The organism is Thalassotalea ganghwensis (assembly GCF_053485795.1).
Genome location: NZ_JBQRUM010000007.1, coordinates 122,732 through 145,258, shown reverse-complemented (window position 1 = coordinate 145,258; position 22,527 = coordinate 122,732). Strand labels below are relative to the sequence as shown.

At 39.8% G+C, this 22,527-nt stretch carries 17 protein-coding genes and 4 tRNA genes; 14 read left to right on the top strand and 7 right to left on the bottom strand.

The window, feature by feature from the left end; all coding sequences use genetic code 11:
- Positions 1-6: 6 nt before the first annotated feature.
- Both ACSLUH_RS09345 and ACSLUH_RS09340 read right to left on the bottom strand, forming a co-directional pair.
- Positions 7-756: a UDP-2,3-diacylglucosamine diphosphatase gene (locus ACSLUH_RS09345; RefSeq protein WP_448566266.1), complete on the bottom strand. Its 750-nt coding sequence runs from the start codon at positions 754-756 to the stop codon at positions 7-9.
- Positions 757-759: 3 nt separating this feature from the next.
- Entirely contained in the window at positions 760-1,254 is a 495-nt protein-coding gene (locus ACSLUH_RS09340) for a peptidylprolyl isomerase (protein ID WP_448566264.1), read from the bottom strand.
- 198 nt (positions 1,255-1,452) lie between these two features.
- Between ACSLUH_RS09340 and cysS the strand changes: the two genes are divergently transcribed.
- Positions 1,453-2,838 carry a cysteine--tRNA ligase gene (gene cysS / locus ACSLUH_RS09335; RefSeq protein WP_448566262.1) on the top strand — a complete coding sequence of 462 codons (1,386 nt, stop codon included), beginning with the start codon at positions 1,453-1,455 and terminating at the stop codon, positions 2,836-2,838.
- Positions 2,839-2,920: 82 nt separating this feature from the next.
- Here cysS and folD read toward each other — a convergent pair whose 3' ends face one another.
- Positions 2,921-3,775, bottom strand: coding sequence for a bifunctional methylenetetrahydrofolate dehydrogenase/methenyltetrahydrofolate cyclohydrolase FolD (gene folD, locus ACSLUH_RS09330; protein WP_448566260.1), 855 nt, complete (start codon positions 3,773-3,775; stop codon positions 2,921-2,923).
- Positions 3,776-4,069: 294 nt separating this feature from the next.
- Between folD and ACSLUH_RS09325 the strand changes: the two genes are divergently transcribed.
- The 10 genes from ACSLUH_RS09325 (at position 4,070) to ACSLUH_RS09280 (ending at position 13,433) form a co-directional block, all read left to right on the top strand.
- Positions 4,070-4,146, top strand: a tRNA-Pro gene (locus tag ACSLUH_RS09325).
- Positions 4,147-4,197: 51 nt separating this feature from the next.
- A tRNA-Arg gene (locus ACSLUH_RS09320) sits at positions 4,198-4,274 on the top strand.
- Between the two features lie 15 nt (positions 4,275-4,289).
- A tRNA-His gene (locus ACSLUH_RS09315) sits at positions 4,290-4,365 on the top strand.
- Positions 4,366-4,373: 8 nt separating this feature from the next.
- Positions 4,374-4,450, top strand: a tRNA-Pro gene (locus ACSLUH_RS09310).
- Between the two features lie 361 nt (positions 4,451-4,811).
- On the top strand, positions 4,812-6,119 hold the full coding sequence (tig, locus tag ACSLUH_RS09305) for a trigger factor (RefSeq protein ID WP_448566258.1): 1,308 nt from the start codon (positions 4,812-4,814) through the stop codon (positions 6,117-6,119).
- Between the two features lie 128 nt (positions 6,120-6,247).
- Entirely contained in the window at positions 6,248-6,847 is a 600-nt protein-coding gene (gene clpP / locus ACSLUH_RS09300) for an ATP-dependent Clp endopeptidase proteolytic subunit ClpP (protein WP_448566395.1), read from the top strand.
- Between the two features lie 87 nt (positions 6,848-6,934).
- Complete coding sequence (clpX, locus tag ACSLUH_RS09295) at positions 6,935-8,215, top strand: ATP-dependent protease ATP-binding subunit ClpX (protein ID WP_448566256.1); 1,281 nt, start codon at positions 6,935-6,937, stop codon at positions 8,213-8,215.
- 137 nt (positions 8,216-8,352) lie between these two features.
- Positions 8,353-10,710 carry an endopeptidase La gene (lon, locus tag ACSLUH_RS09290; protein ID WP_448566254.1) on the top strand — a complete coding sequence of 786 codons (2,358 nt, stop codon included), beginning with the start codon at positions 8,353-8,355 and terminating at the stop codon, positions 10,708-10,710.
- 289 nt (positions 10,711-10,999) lie between these two features.
- On the top strand, positions 11,000-11,272 hold the full coding sequence (gene hupB, locus ACSLUH_RS09285) for a nucleoid-associated protein HU-beta (protein ID WP_074499445.1): 273 nt from the start codon (positions 11,000-11,002) through the stop codon (positions 11,270-11,272).
- Positions 11,273-11,525: 253 nt separating this feature from the next.
- A complete protein-coding gene (locus tag ACSLUH_RS09280; RefSeq protein WP_448566252.1) occupies positions 11,526-13,433 on the top strand; it encodes a SurA N-terminal domain-containing protein in 1,908 nt (635 codons plus the stop codon).
- Between the two features lie 88 nt (positions 13,434-13,521).
- Here the strand turns inward: ACSLUH_RS09280 and ACSLUH_RS09275 are convergent, their stop codons facing one another.
- Positions 13,522-14,124, bottom strand: coding sequence for a Yip1 family protein (locus tag ACSLUH_RS09275; protein ID WP_448566250.1), 603 nt, complete (start codon positions 14,122-14,124; stop codon positions 13,522-13,524).
- A 228-nt stretch (positions 14,125-14,352) separates the two neighbouring features.
- A complete protein-coding gene (locus tag ACSLUH_RS09270; RefSeq protein WP_448566248.1) occupies positions 14,353-14,631 on the bottom strand; it encodes a hypothetical protein in 279 nt (92 codons plus the stop codon).
- 185 nt (positions 14,632-14,816) lie between these two features.
- Between ACSLUH_RS09270 and ACSLUH_RS09265 the strand changes: the two genes are divergently transcribed.
- On the top strand, positions 14,817-17,714 hold the full coding sequence (locus ACSLUH_RS09265) for an Ig-like domain-containing protein (protein WP_448566246.1): 2,898 nt from the start codon (positions 14,817-14,819) through the stop codon (positions 17,712-17,714).
- A gap of 86 nt (positions 17,715-17,800) precedes the next feature.
- On the opposite strand, the gene def is transcribed toward ACSLUH_RS09265, so the two are convergent.
- The gene (def, locus tag ACSLUH_RS09260; RefSeq protein WP_448566244.1) at positions 17,801-18,325 is read right to left on the bottom strand and encodes a peptide deformylase; all 525 of its coding nucleotides are present in this window, start codon (positions 18,323-18,325) and stop codon (positions 17,801-17,803) included.
- 28 nt (positions 18,326-18,353) lie between these two features.
- Complete coding sequence (locus ACSLUH_RS09255) at positions 18,354-19,658, bottom strand: MFS transporter (RefSeq protein WP_448566242.1); 1,305 nt, start codon at positions 19,656-19,658, stop codon at positions 18,354-18,356.
- 160 nt (positions 19,659-19,818) lie between these two features.
- Between ACSLUH_RS09255 and recR the strand changes: the two genes are divergently transcribed.
- Both recR and htpG read left to right on the top strand, forming a co-directional pair.
- A complete protein-coding gene (recR, locus tag ACSLUH_RS09250; protein WP_448566240.1) occupies positions 19,819-20,424 on the top strand; it encodes a recombination mediator RecR in 606 nt (201 codons plus the stop codon).
- Positions 20,425-20,558: 134 nt separating this feature from the next.
- On the top strand, positions 20,559-22,520 hold the full coding sequence (gene htpG, locus ACSLUH_RS09245; RefSeq protein WP_448566238.1) for a molecular chaperone HtpG: 1,962 nt from the start codon (positions 20,559-20,561) through the stop codon (positions 22,518-22,520).
- The last annotated feature ends 7 nt before the right edge of the window (positions 22,521-22,527 follow it).

Here is a 22,527-nt window from a genome sequence, read left to right as displayed (position 1 = left end):
ACTAGCTTATGAGTGTTTTGTTGAGGTTAGTAGCTTAAATCCATTTTTATCAAACTTAAGCCATGAACCTTGTTCATACCAGTCTCCAAGAACAACACGTTGCGCCTTTTTTCCGTCAACGTCAATATCGTGGATGTTTGGTCGATGAGTGTGACCGTGAATTAGCAACAAACATTGATGTTCACGCAGACATTGAATTACTTCGCTTTGAGTAACATCCATGATCTCTTGTGATTTCATTGCCGTTGCATTGGCACTTTTACGACGATAATCTTCGGCCATTTTGCGCCTAACGAATAATGGTAAGCTTTTAACAATGGCTTGCCACCACCACGAGCGCGATTTTTTCCTAAATTGCTGATACGCAACATCTCGTGTACACAAGGTATCGCCGTGCATTATTACTGCTTTATGTCCATAGAGTTCAATGGTGTCGACTTCTGGTAGCAAAGTCATACAGGCTTTTTTGGCAAAACGTTGCCCAAGTAGAAAGTCGCGATTGCCGTGAATAAAATAAACGTTGACACCTGTTTGCCCTAAGGTGTTCAAGCCTTGGGCGATTTCATCGACAAAAGGCGAATCATCGTCATCGCCAATCCAGTATTCGAATAGATCGCCTAAGATATAAAGTGCTTGGGCATTTATTGCGTCATTTTTTAAAAACGATAAAAAACAGGCCGTAATATCAGGCCTGTTTTGAGCAAGGTGCAAGTCAGCAATAAAATACGTTATTGGTTGACGAGATGATGCTGTCATTGATTAAGATTCAACCGTCGCTGATTCAACCACAATTTCTTCTTTTGGTACGTCGTCATGGAAGCCTAATCGACCGGTATCAACAAGCGCCATCTTATCAACAATATCCATACCTTCGATCACTTCGCCAAATACACAGTAACCCCAACCTTGCACTGATTCATTTTTAAAGTCTAAGAAGTCATTATCAACTAAGTTAATAAAGAACTGGGCTGAAGCTGAATGTGGATCTTGGGTACGAGCCATCGCTAAGGTACCACGTTTATTGCTTAAGCCGTTGTTCGCTTCATTTTGAATGCTTTCTCGCGTTGTTTTTTCGTCCATGCCTGAAGCAAAGCCGCCACCTTGCACCATAAAACCTTTAATGACACGATGAAAAATGGTCCCGTTATAAAAACCTTCTTCAACATATTGTTGAAAGTTTTTTGCGGTTACAGGTGCCTTATCAAAGTCTAATGAGATTTTAATATCACCTAAATTTGTTTTAAAAATAATCATTGTTTGGTTCTCTGTATTGATGTTCGCTAAATTGTAACCTAACCAGAGATTCTGTAAAGGGAAGTGATGACCATAACCAATTGTTGCGCTACAATAGCCACCTGAAAATTTTGCGGTTATAAGAAATAGCCGTTTTATAACGATGACATTTGCATAATGCCATTACTGCATGACATAGAATAGGAGTCATAAAACCTCATGTTACAGATATACAATACGCTCACTCGTAAAAAGGAAGTGTTTAAACCAATTCAAGAAGGAAAAGTTGGGTTGTATGTTTGTGGTTGCACGGTTTATGACTTATGCCATATAGGCCATGCACGCACTTATATTAGCTTTGACAATATCGCTCGCTACTTGCGTTTTTCAGGTTATGACGTTAACTACATTCGCAATATCACAGATGTTGAAGATAAGATCATCAATCGTGCGATTGAAAACAATGAAACCACAGAGCAGTTAACTGAGCGCACCATTGCAGCGATGCATGAAGACTTTGATGCGTTAAATATGATGCGACCAGAGCTTGAACCACGGGTAACGACGCATATGACTGAGATCATTGAAATGATCGAAACCTTAGTTGCGAAAGGTAATGCTTATGTTGCTGATAGTGGTGATGTGTTATTTGAAGTATCGACCTTTGCTGATTATGGTAAATTAAGTGGCCAAAACTTAGAACAATTGCAAGCTGGCTCTCGAGTTGATGTTGATGAAACCAAGCGTAATCCTTTAGATTTCGTGCTTTGGAAGTTAGCCAAGCCAGGTGAGCCAAGCTGGTCTTCACCTTGGGGTGAAGGACGACCAGGCTGGCACATCGAATGTTCGGCAATGAACGCTAAAGAATTAGGCGCTCATTTTGATATTCATGGTGGTGGCTCAGATTTGCAATTTCCGCATCATGAAAACGAAGTGGCGCAAAGCTGTTGCGCACTTGATACCCCTTATGTGAATTACTGGGTACACACGGGTATGGTGCAAGTAGACGCTGAAAAAATGTCGAAATCGTTAGGTAACTTTTTTACCATTCGTGAAGTACTTGCACAATACGATGCAGAAACGACGCGATTTTTCTTAACGACAGGACACTATCGTAGTCAATTAAACTATTCGACAGAAAACCTTGAGCAAGCGCGTGCAGCCGTTGAACGTATCTATACAGCACTTCGCGATGTCGAAGTGCCCACAGATTTTACCCTGGATAAGTCAAACCCGTTTGTTGCTGAGTTTTGTCAGGCAATGGATGATGACTTTAACACGCCGCAAGCTTTATCGGTATTGTTTGAAGTGGCTAAGCAATTAAATGTCGCCAAGGCTGAAAACAATGGTAAAGCAAAAGAACTAGCGAGTGTTTTAAAATCATTAGGCGGTTTACTCGGTTTGTTACAGTTAGATCCAGCGCACTTTTTACAAGGTGGTGGTGATGATGATGAAGTAGCGCAAATCGAAGCCTTAATCGCGCAGCGTAATCAAGCGCGTGCGGATAAAAACTGGGCACTAGCCGACGAAGCCAGAGATAAGTTAGCCGCCATGAATGTTATACTTGAAGACAGTGCCGGTAAAACAACGTGGCGAAAAGGGTAGGGTTAACCTGCATAAACGCTAACTCAATCATTAAAAAAGCCCGCTTAGAGCGGGCTTTTTTAATGTCATTACGTTAAGTTGGCTATTCGCCAAATTGCTCACAAGCAATTAGCGTGTTTTCTATTAAGCTCGCCACTGTCATAGGGCCGACACCACCCGGTACAGGGGTAATAAAAGAGGCTTTTTCTTTAGCGACATCAAATTCTACATCACCCACTAAGCGACCACTGTCCATGCGGTTAATACCAACATCGATAACAATCGCGCCTTCTTTGATCCAATCGCCAGGAATAAATTCCGGTTTACCGACCGCAACCACTAAAAGATCAGCCCCTCGCACCTTCTCTTCTAAATTTTTAGTAAAGCGGTGAGTGGTAGTGATAGTACAACCGGCTAACAATAGCTCTAAGGTCATCGGACGACCAACAATGTTAGAAGCACCAACGACAACAGCATCTAAACCATGTGTTTTGACACCGGTAGACTCGATAAGCGTCATAATACCTTTAGGTGTGCAAGGCCTAAGGCCAGGCTGGCGCAAGGCTAATTTACCAACGTTCGATGGATGAAAGCCATCAACATCCTTATTGGGGGCGATAGTTTCAATGACAAGATTGGCATCTAATCCGTTAGGTAAGGGAAGCTGTACTAAAATACCATCAATTGCTGGATCATGATTCAGTTCATCAATTAATGACAATAACTCATCTTGGTTAGTCGTTTCGGGCAAATCATACGAACGAGACACAAAACCGACTTCTTCACAGGCTTTGCGCTTACTGCCAACATATACTTCTGATGCTGGATCATTGCCAACAAGAATAACGGCTAATCCAGGTGCTCGTTTACCTTGTTCAAGTCGTGCTTTTACTTTTTCTTTTACGTTTTGTCTAAGTTGTTGAGCAATGGCTTTGCCATCAATAAGTGATGCAGTCATAAGTCCTAGGGTGTTGGTGAAAAGTGAAAATCCTTGATATTTTCGCACAAATTAAAAAATTGTCATAGTTGTAAATAGCAAAGACAAGTCAAAATTATATTATACAGTATACAGTTTGGTGTATTGTCTAACATTAGCTATATTTGTAGTTAATTTGTGCAACTTGACTTGTCAAATGCATGGTTTGCTTTAAAAGTGAGCGAACGACATTTTTTTTATAAAAAACGTTTGACGTGTCACGGGCAACTCGGTAATATCCGCACCCGTTGAAGACATGTATGTTTTTAGCAATGTCGGTGATTAGCGCAGCTTGGTAGCGCACTTGGTTTGGGTCCAAGGGGTCGCAAGTTCGAATCTTGCATCACCGACCACTTCTTAATTTTAGTAAAGGTTAAGAAAGTGTAGCCTTATGTAGGTAATGTGCGCCCTTAGCTCAGCTGGATAGAGCAACGCCCTTCTAAGGCGTGGGTCGTAGGTTCGAATCCTACAGGGCGTGCCATTTACTACAACTATGGTGGCATTAGCTCAGTTGGTAGAGCCCCGGATTGTGATTCCGGTTGTCGTGGGTTCAAGTCCCATATGCCACCCCATCTTATGTCGGTGATTAGCGCAGCTTGGTAGCGCACTTGGTTTGGGTCCAAGGGGTCGCAAGTTCGAATCTTGCATCACCGACCACTTTATTTCATTCATTTCCTAATTTATTCAGTAAAAACCGTCCAATAGTTTCACCGTACCTATATTTAGTGCCGATTTTTTAAAACGCTATTTGTATAATTTTTATCCGTTTTTTATTGACATAGAGCATTGCTGTTATCTTGTCAAAAAATTAATTGCCATCAGCCCTCGACTCTTACGAAAAGCGCCGCTATAATTCTGCGTCACTATTTTTAATCTGGACATCTGTTATTCGGATTTTCCCGGGCTCGACTAGCATTTTGTTGGCGGGTTGCAAGTAAAAAATCTTGTCGTTTTTTACTTACTAACGATAGATGCGTTAAGTAAAAGCGTTGAAAACGCTAAGTTTTGAGGTAATTAAATGCAAGTTTCATTAGAGACTACAAAAGGTTTGGAACGTCGATTAACTATTTCAGTTCCTGCAGAGAAAGTAGATGTTGAAGTAAAGAATCGTCTTCGTCAGATCGGTAAGACACAGCGTATCAACGGTTTCCGTCCTGGTAAAGTACCACCATCAGTATTACAGAAACGTTACGGTAAAAGTGTTCGTCAAGAAATTGCTGGTGAAGTTATGCAACGTAACTTTGTTGAAGCGATTATGGCAGAAAAAATCACACCAGCTGGTCGTCCTCAATTTGTGGCGAAAAGTAATGAAGATGGTAAAGATTTAGAATTTGAAGCGACTTTCGAAGTTTATCCAGAAGTTGAATTATCTGGTTTAGATAAAATCAAAGTTGAGCGTTTAGTTGCTGAAGTAACAGACAAAGATTTAGATGAAATGTTTGTTACTTTACAAAACCAACACAAAACGTGGAAAGAAAACAAGCGTAAAACTAAGAAAGGCGACAAGTTAACAATTAACTTTGTAGGTCGTGTTGACGGTGAAGAGTTTGAAGGCGGTAAAGCTGAAAACTTTGAATTAGAGCTTGGTGCTGGTCGTATGATCCCTGGCTTTGAAAAAGAAATCACGGGTATGAAATCGGGTGAAGAGAAAACCATCAACGTTACATTCCCTGAAGACTACCACGCTGAAAACCTTAAAGGTAAAGATGCTGAGTTCGATATCACTGTGTTAAAAACAGAAGGGCCAGTATTACCAGAAGTCGATGAAGAATTTGCTAAGCTTTTTGGTGTAAACGAAGGTGGTGTTGACGCATTACGTGAAGAAGTGCGTAAAAACATGACTCGTGAATTAAACCAAGCAATCAAAGCGAAAGTTAAAGAGCAAGTTATTGAAGGTTTATTAGAAGCGAACGATATCGAAATTCCTAGTGCATTAATTGCACAGGAAATACAAGCATTACGCCAACAAGCAATGCAACGCTTCCAAGGTCAAATGGATCCTAAAAACTTACCACAATTACCAGACGATATGTTTGCTGAGCAAGCTAAGCGTCGCGTAAAAGTTGGTTTGTTGCTAGGTGAGGTGATCAAAACTAACGAATTGAAAGTTGACGATAACAAAGTTAACGAGTTAATCGAAACTGCGGCTTCTGCTTACGAAGATCCGCAAGAAGTTATCGAATACTACAAGTCAAATAAAGAGCTAAATCAGCAAATGCAAAATGTTGCATTAGAAGAGCAAGCGGTTGACAAGTTAGTTGAGAGCGCAAAAGTTAAAGATAAGAAAGCTAGCTTCAAAGAGATCATGAATCCTGAAGCAAAATAAGCTTTAGTCATTGACATTAGCTTAAGCAATAGCTTAAATGGCTTATATGGAAACATATAAGCCATTTTTTTATAGTAAGGAAGAAATAGTTGTTAACTTCTCATAATAATTCTCACGATTTTAGTAATATTACCGAAAGTGCCCTAGTTCCTATGGTGGTTGAGCAAACTGCTAAAGGTGAGCGCTCGTATGATATTTATTCACGCTTATTGAAAGAGCGTGTGATTTTTTTATGTGGTCAAGTTGAAGACCATATGGCCAATTTAATTGTTGCACAGCTATTGTTTTTGGAGTCAGAAAGCCCAGAGAAAGATATTTATTTATATATCAACTCTCCAGGTGGCTCAGTCACCGCTGGTTTAGCAATTTATGATACCATGAAGTTTATTCGCCCTCATGTCAGTACGGTATGTATTGGTCAAGCAGCGAGTATGGGCGCATTTTTGTTATCTGGCGGCGAGAAGGGTAAGCGTTATTGTTTACCAAATGCGCGAGTGATGATTCATCAGCCACTGGGTGGTTTTCAAGGTCAGGCTTCTGATTTTGAAATTCATGCAAAAGAAATTCTTTATATCAAAGATAAATTGAATCGTTTAATGGCGGAGCATACCGGTCAAGATTTAGCGAAAGTTTCTGAAGATACTGATCGTGATAACTTCTTAAGTGCTGAAAGTGCAGTTGAATATGGCTTAGTTGATGCCATATTAGAACAAAGAGCCGATAAATAACTAAAGACACGTTTTTATTGTGATCTGTAGTTTTTATGAAATACTTAAGGGTAGAGATATTGTTTTTAAATAGTTTAGAGGTACCGTATGACCGATATTAAAAAAGGTGACGGTGATAGTGGCAAACTACTGTATTGCTCATTTTGTGGAAAAAGTCAGCACGAAGTAAGAAAGCTTATTGCAGGGCCTTCTGTTTTTATATGTGATGAGTGTGTTGAACTTTGTAACGATATCATTCGTGAAGAAATAAAAGAAATCGCACCGAAACAAGACAAAGAGTCTTTACCAACACCAATTGAGCTTCGCAAAAGTTTAGATGATTATGTTATTGGTCAGGAGCATGCAAAAAAGGTGCTTGCGGTAGCCGTATATAATCACTACAAGCGTTTGCGTAATGGTGATTCACATAATGGCGTCGAGTTAGGCAAGAGTAATATCTTATTAATAGGCCCAACAGGTTGTGGTAAAACATTACTTGCTGAAACGTTAGCAAGGTTGTTAGATGTGCCATTCACTATGGCGGATGCCACAACATTGACTGAAGCAGGTTATGTTGGTGAAGATGTTGAAAACATCATTCAAAAGTTATTACAAAAATGTGATTACGACGTTGAGAAAGCTCAGCGTGGTATTGTGTACATTGATGAGATTGATAAAATTTCACGCAAATCAGATAACCCGTCAATTACTCGCGATGTTTCTGGAGAAGGTGTACAACAAGCGTTATTAAAGCTTATTGAAGGTACAATAGCCTCTGTTCCGCCGCAGGGCGGACGAAAGCATCCACAGCAAGAGTTTTTACAAGTTGATACCTCCAAAATTCTCTTTATTTGCGGTGGTGCATTTGCTGGTTTAGATAAGGTTATCGAACAACGCATTGATACAGGAACTGGCATTGGATTTGGCGCCAAAGTTAAAGCGAGTGATACTAAAAAGTCTTTAACAGAGCGCTTTTTAGAAGTGGAGCCTGAAGATCTGGTTAAATATGGTTTAATTCCGGAGTTTATTGGTCGCTTACCGGTAGTCGCTACCCTTGCTGAGTTAGATGAGGATGCCCTTATTCAAATTTTGCAGGAACCGAAAAACGCCTTAACCAAGCAATTTACTGCATTATTTGACATGGAAGACGTTGAGCTTGAGTTCCGTACCGATGCATTGAAGGCTATTGCGCATAAAGCCATGGTGCGTAAAACCGGTGCTCGTGGTTTACGTTCAATTGTTGAAGGTGTTTTGCTTGATACCATGTACGAATTACCTTCGATGGAAAATGTCAGCAAGGTTGTTATTGATGAAACCGTGATAAAAGGTGAATCAAAACCCATTATCATTTATGAATCTCAACAAGACCAAGCGGCATCTGAAAATTAACGCTTGATAAACCAAATAAAAAACCACGCATTTGCGTGGTTTTTTTTAATCGATAGTTGAAAGGTAAAGGTTTAACCCCATATACTTTTTACTTAGGTTCATAATCGCACCAAATAGATTTCCAAGAGAGTTACCGAATGTCTGAAGAATTAGTTGAAGTCGCCTCAGTTGCGGCCATTCCCGTGTTGGCCTTGCGTGATGTTGTTGTCTATCCCCAAATGGTGATCCCATTGTTTGTTGGGCGAGAGAAATCTATCCGTTGTTTGGATATTGCGATGGAAGGAGACAAACAAGTTTTCTTAGTCGCTCAAAAAGATGCATCGGTTGATGATCCCACAACAGCAGATGTGTATGAAACAGGTACCGTAGCAACTATTTTGCAGATGTTAAAATTACCAGATGGTACAGTAAAGGTCTTAGTTGAAGGGGTTAAACGCGCCAAAATTAGTCAATACGTTGAGACCGATGAGTACTTTACCGCAGATATTAATTACCTGACGGTAGAAGATACTGATGAAAAGACCACTGAAATCCTCGTTCGCTCAGCAGTTTCTCAGTTTGAAGGTTATGTAAAGCTTAATAAAAAGATCCCTCCTGAAGTACTCACCTCTGTTTCAGGAATCGATGATGCTGAGCAACTTGCCGATACCATGGCGGCTCATATGCCACTTAAGTTAGCGGATAAACAAAAAGTATTAGAAATTACGGATGTCACTGAGCGCTTAGAATATCTCATGGCGTTAATGGAAGGTGAAATTGATCTGTTGCAGGTTGAAAAGAAAATTCGTACTCGCGTTAAAAAGCAAATGGAAAAAAGCCAACGCGAATACTATTTGAATGAGCAAATGAAAGCGATTCAAAAAGAGTTAGGTGATATGGATGATGTCCCTGACGAAGCAGAGCAAATTACCAAAAAAATTGAAGATGCTCACATGCCAAAAGAAGCCAAAGAAAAAACAATGGCAGAGCTTCAAAAATTGAAAATGATGTCACCAATGTCTGCAGAAGCCACTGTAGTGAGAAGTTATATTGATTGGATGACAAGTGTGCCTTGGAAGAAACGCAGTAAACTCAAACGCGATTTAAAAGTTGCTGAACAAGTACTAGAGAAAGACCATTATGGCCTCGAGAAGGTCAAAGAGAGAATTTTAGAGTACCTAGCGGTGCAACAGCGAGTGAGTCAATTAAAAGGCCCTATACTGTGTTTAGTGGGGCCTCCTGGGGTAGGTAAAACCTCTCTTGGTCAGTCAATCGCGAAATCCACAGGGCGTAAGTATGTTCGCATGGCGCTTGGTGGTGTTCGCGATGAGGCTGAAATTAGAGGGCATCGCCGCACATATATTGGATCGTTACCGGGTAAATTGATTCAAAAATTGGCTAAAGTAGGGGTTAAAAACCCACTGTTTTTATTAGATGAAATCGATAAGATGGCCTCTGATATGCGTGGAGATCCTGCTTCAGCACTACTCGAAGTATTAGATCCAGAACAAAATAGTAGCTTCAATGATCATTATCTTGAGGTTGATTATGACTTGTCGGATGTGATGTTTGTCGCGACCTCTAATAGTATGGATATTCCTGGTCCATTATTAGATCGGATGGAAGTGATTCGTTTGTCAGGTTATACCGAAGATGAAAAACTCAATATCGCTAAAAATCATTTATTAGAAAAACAGATCCAGAGAAATGGCCTTAAAGAGAAAGAAATTTCTATCGATGATAGCGCTATTATCGGCATTATTCGCTATTACACTCGTGAGGCTGGTGTTCGTAATTTAGAGCGAGAAATATCTAAGCTTTGCCGTAAAGCGGTGAAAGCCATATTGTTAGATAAGTCATTGAAGAAAGTTGAAATTACTCAAGAAAATTTAAGTGAATTTCTAGGAGTACAACGTTTTGATTATGGTAAAGCGGATGAAGAAAACCGCGTAGGTTTAGTAACAGGTCTAGCGTGGACGCAAGTTGGTGGTGAGTTGTTAACCATTGAAACCGCGTCGGTACCGGGTAAAGGCAAGCTCAGTTATACCGGTTCGCTTGGTGATGTTATGCAAGAATCAATTCAAGCGGCAATGACAGTAGTGCGTTCTCGTGCTGATAAGTTCCGTATCAATAATGATTTCTATGAAAAACGGGATATTCATGTCCATGTGCCAGAAGGGGCAACGCCTAAAGATGGGCCAAGTGCTGGTATTGGTATGTGTACAGCGCTTGTATCTAGTTTAACAGGCAATCCTGTTAAGGCTGACGTTGCCATGACAGGAGAAATCACCCTTCGTGGTGAAGTTCTCGCGATAGGTGGTTTGAAAGAAAAGCTGCTTGCAGCGCATCGAGGTGGCATAAAAACCGTCGTTATTCCAAAAGATAATGAGCGTGATTTGAAGGAAATTCCAGAAAATGTGAAGGCAGATCTGGCAATTCATCCGGTAAAATGGATAGAAGAAGTGTTAGCGATTGCATTAGAGCACCCGGTTGAAAAATGGGAAAAAGCGAGCTAAGACTAAGAAAATCGTTGATTTTTTGTTAAATTAGGCAAAAAAACTAAAAAAAAGTAAAGAAATTTGAAATAAACGCTTTCCAAATCAAAAAAACATGGTAAGTTAATGAGGCTGATGCGCTAGACCCCTTATTTATAGTGGGATCTAGATGAGATAAAAATAATTATCTTAATTTTGAATTTCTTTAACTCAGCGCTTGATGTTCTATTAGAAGCTTGTTATAAAGTTTCCGCAGGACGCTAAAAATAAAAGATAGCGCTGAATAATAAACTTTGAAGGGGAATATACTGTGAATAAATCTCAATTAATCGAGAAAATTGCTGCTGGTGCTGACATTTCTAAAGCTGCTGCTGGTCGTGCGTTAGACTCATTTATTGAAGCTGTTACCGAAGAATTAAAAAGCGGTGAGCAAGTAGCATTAGTTGGTTTTGGTACTTTTTCTGTACGTGACCGTGCAGCACGCACTGGCCGTAACCCACAAACTGGTGCAACGATTGAAATCGCTGCGGCTAAGATCCCATCATTTAAAGCGGGTAAAGCTTTAAAAGATGCTTGTAACTAATCTTAGGCATTAGTCTTTTTAAAAAGGCCACCTTTTGGGTGGTCTTTTGCATATATAGACCACGTTAAAATCATAACGTATCGGCTTAAATACCCAATCCATTGACTATTTAATTCCCTCTGAATGACTGAATACTTATAGGAATTGGTATAAGTAAAAATAAAAATTCTAATTGTCTGCTTCAACCTAGGTTAAGCATCTGTTAAAATCGCGCGCAGACAACTAAAACACTGTAGTGTAAATAGAGAATACGATGTTAGAAAATATTAGAGAAAACTCACAAGGCATGATTGCTAAGATCATACTTGGTTTTGTAATTTTAACGTTTGCGTTTGCAGGTATTGGCAGCTACACCAGCTCAGTAGATACGTCTGTAGCGCAAGTAAACGGTGAAAAAATTTCGCAGTCTGATTTTGATAAAGCATACCAAAATCAGCGCAACCGCATGGCTCAGCAATTTGGTGACATGTTTGAAACCTTATCCGCTGATGCTAATTATATGGCGAATTTTCGTAAAAGTGTCCTTGATAGCTTAATCAATCAAAAACTTATTGATTTAGCCATCGATGATTTATCGATCAGAGTTTCTGATGAGCGTATCAAGCAAACGATTCGTGAAATGCCTGAGTTTCAGGTAGAAGGAAAGTTCGATAATAATCGTTATTTGGCGTTAATTAACCAAGCGGGCTTTTATCAATCATCAGATTTTCGTGATTACTTACGTGAAGAAATGGCTCGCCGTCAACTAAATCAGGCGATATTAGCCAGTGAGTTTAGCTTACCTTATCAAGAGAAACAGTTGCTATCATTGCAAAATCAAACCAGAGATATTCGTTTTGCGACGATAGATGCTGAGCAATTTAAAGCTGACATTACGATTAGCGATGAAGAAATCAATAAGTATTACCAAGAGAATCAAGATCGCTTTCAAAATCAAGAAAAAGTCAAAGTTAATTACATTGAATTAACTATCGATCAAGTGGCTAATAACGTTGAAGTGACTGACGCTGACTTGGAAGAGTATTATCAGCAAAATATGAGTAAGTATCAGCAAAAAGAGCAAAAACGTATCGCTCATATCTTATTTGAATTTGGTGATGATGAAGCTGCAGCAAAGCAAAAAGCTGAAGAGACACTTGCTAAAATTAACGCCGGAGAAGATTTCGCTGAATTAGCTAAACAGTTATCTGATGATGTGTTCAGCGGCGAAAATGGTGGAGACCTTGAGTGGTTGGAGCCTGGGGTGATGGAAGAGTCGTTTGAGCAAGCTGCTTTTGCGTTAAATGATGTAGGCAGTGTTTCTGATATTGTTAAAACTGACTTTGGTTTTCATATCATCAAGTTAACTGCGCTTAAAGAAGAGCAGGTAAAAGCGTTTGATGACGTAAAAGAAGAGATTCGCCAAGCGGTTAGTGAGCGTAAAGCTGAAGACAAGTTTTTTGAGTTACAACAAGAAGTTGCTCGTTTAAGTTTTGAGTTCCCTGATAGCCTTGAAGACGCTGCTCAAGCAGTTTCAGCGCAAGTGAAAACTTCAGATTGGTTACAGCGCTTTGGCAATCAAGCGCCGTTTGATAATGCTCAAGTTATTGATGCTGCATTTTCTGATGTTGTCTTAACTGAACGTCTTAACTCTGACTTAATCGAAGTAAGTGATTCGCAAGTCGTGGTATTAAGATTAAATGAATACCAACAAGCCAATGTTAAGCCACTAACTGAAGTGAAAGATCGTATCGAGACGATGTTAATTGCGGAAAAAGCCAGTGAAATTGCTAACGAGAAAGCGCAAGCGTTATTAACAGCGTTTCAGTCAGGGGATGATGTAAGTGAGCAATTAACTGCGCTTAATAGTCAATTTGAAGACAAAGAAGCGGTTGCTCGTTACGGTTCAACTTTAGATAGTAACATCACTAAAGAAGCATTTAAGCTACCTCATCCAGCAGAAGGGCAAGTTTCAGCAACAACAGTAACCATGAACAATGGTAACATTGCGTTGGTAGAGGTTAAAGCGGTTAAAGAGGGTGAAGTTACTGAAAACAACAGTTTCTCACAGCAGTATACTCAGCAATTAGCGCAATCTGCATATCAAAGCTATGTTGAAAGTTTGAAAGAACAAGCAACGATTAAACGTAAAGATTCGGTGCAGGCATCAAGCCAGTTATAACGTAACGGTCATTGTTGATTGAAATTAAAAAAGGCGAATCATCTGATTCGCCTTTTTCTTACTCACTAGATAAATGATTTAATGAGCTTTAGGATGGGATGTAATCAGAACCAAATCCCATACCAAATAACACTGCGCTAATAGCCATTAAGGCAACTAGTAACACTAAACCACAAGTTACCACTGAACTTGCGTAAATAAAGCCCTTTTCTTCAGGGATATTCATCATGATCGGTACACCAGAGTATAGAAGGTATACTGAATAAGTTAGCGCCGCTAAGCCAGCTACGGTAACAAACCAAAGTACAGGGTAAAGCGCTGTTAAGCCAACCATTAATAAAGGTGTTGCAGTATAGGCAGCAAGCTCTAGCGATTGAGTAAAATCAGGTTTAGCATCAAACGTAACTGCCATCCACTGTACTAGATAAGCGAGCGCAAAAACACCAACAACTAACCCGACATACATGGCCACAGCCATCGCTATTGCACTGTCTTGAGGTAATCGAATTGGGTCTCCTGCTCCTATCGTCCAACCAATATGAGCTGCTGCGTAGTAGCTACAAATTGCTGGTATTAACGCGACAACTAGAATATGCACCATGCTGTACATTAAGCTTTCGTGACGCTTTTCTATGGTTTGCCATTCTTCTTTTGGGTGAGCGTATAAGCCCCAGATATGGTTTAAAATCATATTTTATTCCTCTTGCAGTCCCCAATTAAACTAATCAATAACTAATCATTATTTTTAGTATTGTTAGCTACTCTCAACGTTATTATTTTTATAGTTGATAATCTATTTATGTAAGATGTAGAAGAATTCGTCAAGGATTGTTTTTAATTTCGACAAATAATCGTTAAAAAATGCACTTTTAATAGCCGTATTAATTATAAGGAGAAATCGCTATAACACTTGGTTATATTAACTAACTTTAATTCGTACGACGTTCATGACTTCAATGGCCAAGCCCGCAACGGTTTCTTCACTCGGATAATACGTTAAGTTAACTCGTTGTCCTTTCAGGGATTGGTAATGCTTTTTTCGCTTATATTTAAATGGCACATTGTGCCCTTCAATCATTATTGTATTAATGATCCACTCATCTTGCTCTCGTTGAGTATGAGAGCTCACTTTTTGATCGTCACTTTGGATCAGCGCTTGGTGTTTATCCGTTAATTGTTTTACGTGCTTATTTAACATAGTTCTCTATATTGCTTTTGAGAAGATAGCGCATTATGACAATTGCAGGGTTCGTTTTCCAAACTAATCTTACAGTCATTGCCTTATTTTGCAGTTGGCTCGTGTTAAAAAAATGTATTCGCTTGTTAATTTTTATAATGTATAATGTATCCAATAAAATTGTGTGTGATATATGGATTCGACATATGAATAACATGACCAAAGCGTCGGTTTATCTTTTTTTATTTATACTTGGAGCTTGTGGCGGTGGTGGAAGTTCATCTACTAATGAATCAAGTAAGCCAGCCGTTAATAATCCCCCGCAAGCAGTCGCTGATAGTTATGATGTTGGGATGAATGTTTCGACGGTGCTTGATGTTACTGCAAATGATAATGACCAAGACAGCTTTAGTGTCAGTGCATACAGCGAACCTCAGCATGGCACATTACTCATTAATAACAATAACTTGGTTTATACACCAGAAACAAGTTATGTCGGTGACGACAGTTTTTCTTATACCATTACCGACAGCGCGGGCCAGCAAGCAAGCGCTGAAGTATCATTATCTGTCGCAAACCTTCCGCCTAATGCAAACAATGATCTTGTTGAAATTAATCAAAACCAACAAATAACGCTTGATGTGCTTGTCAATGATAGTTCAGCGGCAGGGCATGAGTTAACCGTAGTCAGCACTTCCATGCCATCACATGGCACCTTAGTACAAAGTGATAATGATTTTATTTATACACCGGTTGATGGCTTTGCTGGTGAAGATAGCTTTGTTTATGTGGTTACTGACAGCTATGGCGATCAAAATACAGCAACTGTTGCGATTACCGTAAATAACCTGTTGCCAGTTGTTAGCGATGATGCCCAGATCATTGAACAAAATCAGCAGATTACTATCGATGTTTTAGCAAACGATAGCGACGTTGTTGGTGATGATTTAACCTTAACGTCAGTGTCGGCCAGTAGCTTGGCTACTGTGGCCATTGTTGATAACAAGCTGCTTTATACGCCAACGCTAGGCCAAGCAGGGGAAGAAGTATTAACTTATACTGTGACAGACCAAAACAACGGCGAAGTGGAGTCGACAGTTGCGATAACGATCAACAATGTCTTGCCGGTCGCTAACGATGATATTGCGTATGTGGCGGCTGATGAAAGTATCGAAATTGACCCTCTAGCGAATGACATCGATGTTGAAGGCGATACCTTAACCATACTATCGCATTCATCTCCAGCGCACGGTAGTGTGACGTTATCGAATAATCGCTTGGTTTATCAGGCAGAAAGTGGTTATGTAGGTGATGATAGTTTTGGTTACACCTTCAATGATAGTCATGGCGCGGTATCTTCTGGCTTTATAACGGTTAAAGTCAGAAAAAATCATCCTGTATCAGGTCGCGTTATTGGTTATGTGCAAGAAGGTTTAGCGGTTAAGTTAACGGTAGGCACAGAGCAAGTTACCGTATATACCGACGCTGAGGGTAATTACACTGCCACAATACCCGTCGTTTCACCTGATACGGTTATCACAGCGTCAGTAAATATTAATGAGCAATATCAACTCAATGCCTATTTGGGCTCAGTAGGTGATGTTTATCAGCAAGTCGATCAAGCATTAGCGCCTAAGGTGCAAAACATTAGTGATGTCACCACCGCTGAATATGAGCTAATCTCATTGGTATTGGAAGGAGAGCAAGCCGCAACATCACAACAACTCATCAAAGCGCAATTTAAAGCAGATAGTTTTTATTTATTACAGATGACCATTGCTGCACAGCTGATAAATGCAGACAATGGCTTAAACTTGCCTGAAGGTTTTAGCTCGGTCAATGAGTTTATAAAATCGACTGTGACCATGAGACAGCAATTGGCAAGGTGGCGAGATACTCAAGGTGCTATATATCACCGAGCATTTAATGACTTATTTGATGGCGAGTTAACTGTTTACCCCGATCGCTTAAGTAATGGCGAGCACTATTTAGCAACACAGCCTTCTATTATGGGAAGTAGTTATCCTGCGGGTTATTTTTCTTCGTTAACACTAAATGGCAACAATGCTAATTATGTCAGTTATGAAGAAGTCAGGTTTGATGGTGTAGTAAATACGCATGATGACCGAATAGAACTTGAATTTACTACTAAGACTCATGACAGTGGCTACATCTCTATCTACTCACGCTGGGTATATTGTCAAGTTGGTGAAGTTTATCAAAAAGCTCGTGTAAGGCCTAACTTTGATAATATGGTATTGGCTAAACTCTTTAGTACCAAAGAATATGATGTATATATATATAAAGCTAACTTCGAAAGTGAAAGTGACGTTTGCTTCGACGATAAAGTTATGTATAACGTTTTACGCCACTATCATGGACAAGAGCATGACTTGGCAGATAAGGCTTTTTATATTGATAGTATGAGTAAGAAAATTGGCAACGATTTCTCTGATTGGCATGCTGCGAATTTTCACTTTGATGAAGATGGCACGTTTGAAGATTTACTTAATCAACGTAATGGAACCTGGCGTTATGAAAACAAGGTGTTATCTTTGTTTTACCCTAATAATACCTCACTGCATTACCAAAAATTGACATCATTGATGAGCAGAAATTATTACTCAATGGTACTAAAACGAGCTGAAACAACAATAGAGAGCAGTAGTAGTTTTTTGGTACCAGATAAACCGTTTACATGGCATCACTCCGCTGGTTATATGTATTCAGCATTAGATACAATGCCTGATTTAGAAGACTTATTTAATGTCGAGTATCGGACCCATTTTAAGAGTAATGGAGAGCTTGCCTTTCAAGAGCTGGTTGATGGTCAATGGCAAGATTCGGAGACTTTCGGAGCAAAGTGGGAAAAAACCGGTAATGTATATGTTTACAAAGCATATTATCTTAATAACCGATATGTCGAGTCCTGTGATATTACGTTAGAAGAATGCAAATTTAGAAAATATCTATCGTTGGAAGTAGTAGGACGTAATGGTAATAAGTATGACGTGCTACTTACTAGGTTTCGAGAAGATTACTCAAGTGGTGAACTATATCAAAGCTCAAATTATCTTACACAAAGAAGTTTCGTTCCTGAGTAGTAATAATTTGATAAAGCTCGTCAATGGCGAGCTTTGCTGTTAGATGTTAATGAACAAAGCTTTTTATTAGCTTTACTTTTTTGCTGTTATTGATTTGCATATTGTTGATACCATAATTCTTCACCGATCACCTTTGCTTTGTCATTCACTCTATCTAAAAAGGTAAGGCCATTGAGGTGATCAATTTCGTGTTGAAAAATTCTTGCGACAAAGCCCGAAAATTTTTTGGTTTGCCAATAACCTTGTCTATCTTGATAACGTACGGTAATGTTGTCATATCGTGGCACTAAGCCACGCTTTTTGGGGACACTTAAACAGCCTTCCCAATCTTCAACAATCTCCCCCGAATATTCAACAATTTCTGGGTTAATAATTGGTGTTGGCTTCATCATTGGTGCGTTAGGGTAGCGAACACTTGGTTTTGAGCACACAATAAATATTTGTTTATTCACGCCTATTTGTGGTGCAGCAATACCGACACCGTTGGCTTGTATTGCGGTGTCAATTAGGGTAGTAATTAAGTCTTGAACGTCATTAGATAAAACGTTATCGACAGGATTGGCTTTGCTGGCTAAGATTGGGTGCCCAACTGTTAATATTTCTGCGTCCAAACTATTTTACTCCTACACTCATACTCGTTCACTTATACTCTTTCACTTGCACTCTTTCACTATCCTCAACGCGTAATGCTTTAGGCTGATTTGATTTTCTTTGTACTCGAAAATAATACCAAGTCACGATAAACAGCAACGCGATAAAAGGTAGGCTCGAAATGACAATACCATGCCAGCTGGTTTTGAACAGTACCCAACCAGCTAATAATGATGCGGTTGCTTGAAAGCCAAAAATAATAAAATCATTCAATGCTTGCACTTTGTGACGCTCATGCGCTTGATAGCTTTGTGGTAGTAGTGAAGTCCCGGTTAGAAACAAAAAGTTCCAGCCAATGCCTAAAAGTAGCAAAGCCCACCAATAATGAATAACTTGTTCGCCAGAAAACGCGATAATGGCAACGATCGCATAGATAAGCGTTCCTAAGAGCAATAAATTTGCTAAGCCTATGCGCTTGACGAGTACGCCTGTAAATAATGAGGGAATAAACATCGCGGCAATGTGTGATTGAATAACCCACTTGGTATCTAATAGGCTATGACCGTGCATGTGATGCATACTGATCGGGGTTGCTGTCATGAGATAACTCATTAACCCGAACCCTATGGCAGCAGCGCTAATAGCGATCAAGAAAATCGGCTGTTTGGCGATGTCTTTTAGAGGTCGAGCGCTGTCAGAAGACTGCTGAACCATCGTTGGAGGATCTTGAAAAAGCAGCATTACCAACATAGCAATAACAACAAAACCGGCTAAGAACATAAATGAACCGGCATAACCATATGGTGATGCTAACCAGTCTTTTGCAACAACAGCAATCTCGGGTCCAAGGAAGGCTGCGAAAATTCCACTTAGCATTAAGATTGAAAGCACGGTGGGGATGTTTTCTTCATTTTCGGTACTGTCTATGGCTGCAAATCTAAGTTGTTGAATAAAGGCGGTACTTAATCCAAATAGGGTACAAGCGATAATAAACAGACTAAAGCTTGCCATTTTAGTGGCATAAATAGCAATGAGACAAGCGGTTAAGGTGATAGAGAATCCAAGTAATGCAGCTATTTTTCGTCCCAATCTTTTTGCCGTAAGGGCGGCGGGTACCGCTCCGCTGGCAACGCCTAAAATCATTAGACTTATCGGAAGTGTTGCTAAACTTTTATCGGTGATCATTTCAGAGGATAATATTCCACCAATAAAAACGATCACAGGGGAGCAGCTCATCACAAAAGATTGTGCAACGAAAAGCACCCAAATATTACGAGGTAAATCAAAGACTCGTTGTAAAACAATCGTGGAAATCAATAAAACTGCAAGGGTAATGAAAATATTTATCAACATACGCTAATCAACATATTAAGTGGAGCATTGTCTTTACTAAACGGTAGCTAGCGATAGTAGCACAGCTTTGTTTTTCTGACCTGCAGATTTTTCCAAGAGGCTATTAGCTAACCGATTACAATGATAAACTGTGTAAAAATGTTTTAGCGCAGTTAAAAGAATGAAATTTAGTCCGTTAGTTGAAGAGTTAATTCAGGCATTAAAATGTTTGCCAGGCGTCGGTAGTAAGACAGCGCAGCGAATGGCGTTCAATTTACTTGAGCGAAATCGTCGTGGTGGAGAAAAGCTAGCGAATGTCTTAGCAAAGGCGATGGAGCAAGTCGGCCATTGTCAACAGTGTCGTAATTTTACTGAAGATAGTCTATGCCAAATATGTGAACATCCTAAACGCAGTGCGAGTGAGCTGCTTTGTGTTGTAGAAAGTCCCGCAGATGTTTTTGCCGTTGAACAAACCAGCGAGTTTCACGGTCGTTACTTTATTTTAATGGGCCACCTTTCACCACTTGATGGTATTGGCCCTGATGATCTTGGACTTGATTTACTGGCTGAGCAATTAGCGTTAGGGCAGTTTAGTGAAATTATTTTAGCGACGAACCCAACAGTAGAGGGAGAAGCCACTGCACATTATATTGCCGAACTTGCCAGTAAGTATCAGGTCGCCATTTCTCGAATCGCGCACGGTGTGCCAATCGGTGGTGAGTTGGAATATGTCGATGGCAACACGTTATCCCATGCTTTTTCCGGGCGAAAAAGTTATTCAAGCTAAAATAAAATTTTTTACAGCGCTTGAATTATTCTCTTATATCCCCACTTTTAACTTATCGAAAGTTTTAAATAATCGACAACCTTAAGGTTGTCGTTATTTCTTCCCTTAAGTTTGTATAGTAGGAGATGTTTCAGATGGCTGAGACAGGTCAAAAAGAAAACCATTCGTTTAGCACTGATGCGGCTAAAGTTCTTCAATTAATGATCCATTCTTTGTATTCAAACAAAGAGATATTTCTGCGTGAATTAGTGTCAAATGCCGCTGATGCAGCAGATAAATTGCGCTTTAAGGCATTGTCCAATGCTGAGCTATATGAAGGCGATGGTGATTTAAGGGTCCGTGTTAGCGCGGATAAAGACAATAATACGGTTACCATTTCTGACAATGGTATTGGTATGACCCATGATGAGATCATCGAACACCTCGGTACTATCGCTAAATCAGGTACTGCTGAGTTCTTTTCTAAACTCTCAGGTGATCAAGCGGCAGACTCTCAACTTATTGGTCAATTTGGTGTTGGTTTTTATTCAGCGTTTATTGTTGCTGACAAAGTAACTGTCCGTTCACGAGCTGCTGGGGTAAGTGCATCTGAAGGGGTCGAATGGGTAAGTGCAGGTGAAGGTGAATTTACCACGGCTAAAATAGAAAAGAGTAATCGTGGTACAGATATTATTTTGCATCTCAAAGAGGATGAAAAAGAGTTTCTTGATGATTGGCGCTTAAAATCAATTGTGACCAAATACTCAGATCACATTTCAGTCTCAGTTGAAATGCTAACGCCAGAAGTGCCAGCCGTCGAAGCGCAAGAAGAGAAGAAAGATGACGAAGGCAATGTTATTCAGCCAGCGGTTGAAGCCAGAGAGGCTATTCCTGCAAAATGGGAAGCGGTGAACAAAGCGACAGCATTATGGACAAGAGAAAAAGCTGACATTACTGAAGACGAGTACAAAGAGTTTTATAAGCATGTTTCTCACGATTTTGCAGACCCTATGCTTTGGGAGCATAACCGTGTAGAAGGGAAAACTGAGTACACATCTTTGCTTTATATTCCTTCAAAAGCGCCTTTTGATTTATACAACCGTGAAAAACAGCATGGTCTTAAACTTTATGTTCAACGTGTCTTTATTATGGATGACGCTGAGCAGTTTATGCCGACTTACTTGCGTTTTGTTAAAGGTCTACTTGATTCAAATGATTTACCGTTAAACGTTTCTCGTGAAATTTTACAAGACAATAAAATCACCCAAGCTATTCGTAAAGGTTGCACTAAACGTGTATTGAAAATGCTTGAGCGTATGGGTAAAAACGATGCTGAAAAGTACCAGCTATTCTGGAATGAATTTGGTCAAGTACTTAAAGAGGGGCCAGCTGAGGATTTTGCTAATAAAGAGCAAATTGCTAAGTTACTTCGCTTTGCGTCAACCAATGAAGACAGTGCAGTGCAAAACGTTTCGTTATCTCAATATGTTGAGCGAATGAAAGAAGGCCAAGACAAAATTTATTATGTCGTTGCTGATAGTTTTGAAGCCGCGAAAAACAGCCCTCATTTAGAAGTTTTCCGTAAGAAGGGCATCGAAGTATTATTGATGTCTGATCGTATTGATGAGTGGTTAATGAGTCACTTGACCGAGTTTGATGGCAAGCAATTGCAATCAGTTACTCGTGGCGGTCTTGATTTAAGTAAGCTTGATGATGAAGAAACCAAAGAAGCACAAGAAAAACTTGAACAAGAATTTGACTCAGTACTTGGACGCATTAAAACCGTATTAGCTGATAAAGTTAAAGACGTTAAGCTCTCTCAACGCTTAACAGATTCGCCAGCGTGTATCGTGACAGATGACCAAGATATGAGTAGCCAAATGGTCAAGCTTATGCAGTCTGTTGGTCAAGAGGTACCAGAGTCTAAACCAATCTTTGAAATCAATGCTGAGCATGAGTTGGTTAAACATATCGCCGATGAACCAGATGATGAGCAGTTTGGCCAATGGACAGAGGTGTTATTTGAGCAAGCGATGCTCGCTGAGCGCGGTAGTTTGAAAGATCCAGCCAGTTTCGTTTCAAGATTGAACAAACTGATGTTAAGTTTAACCAAATAACGACTTG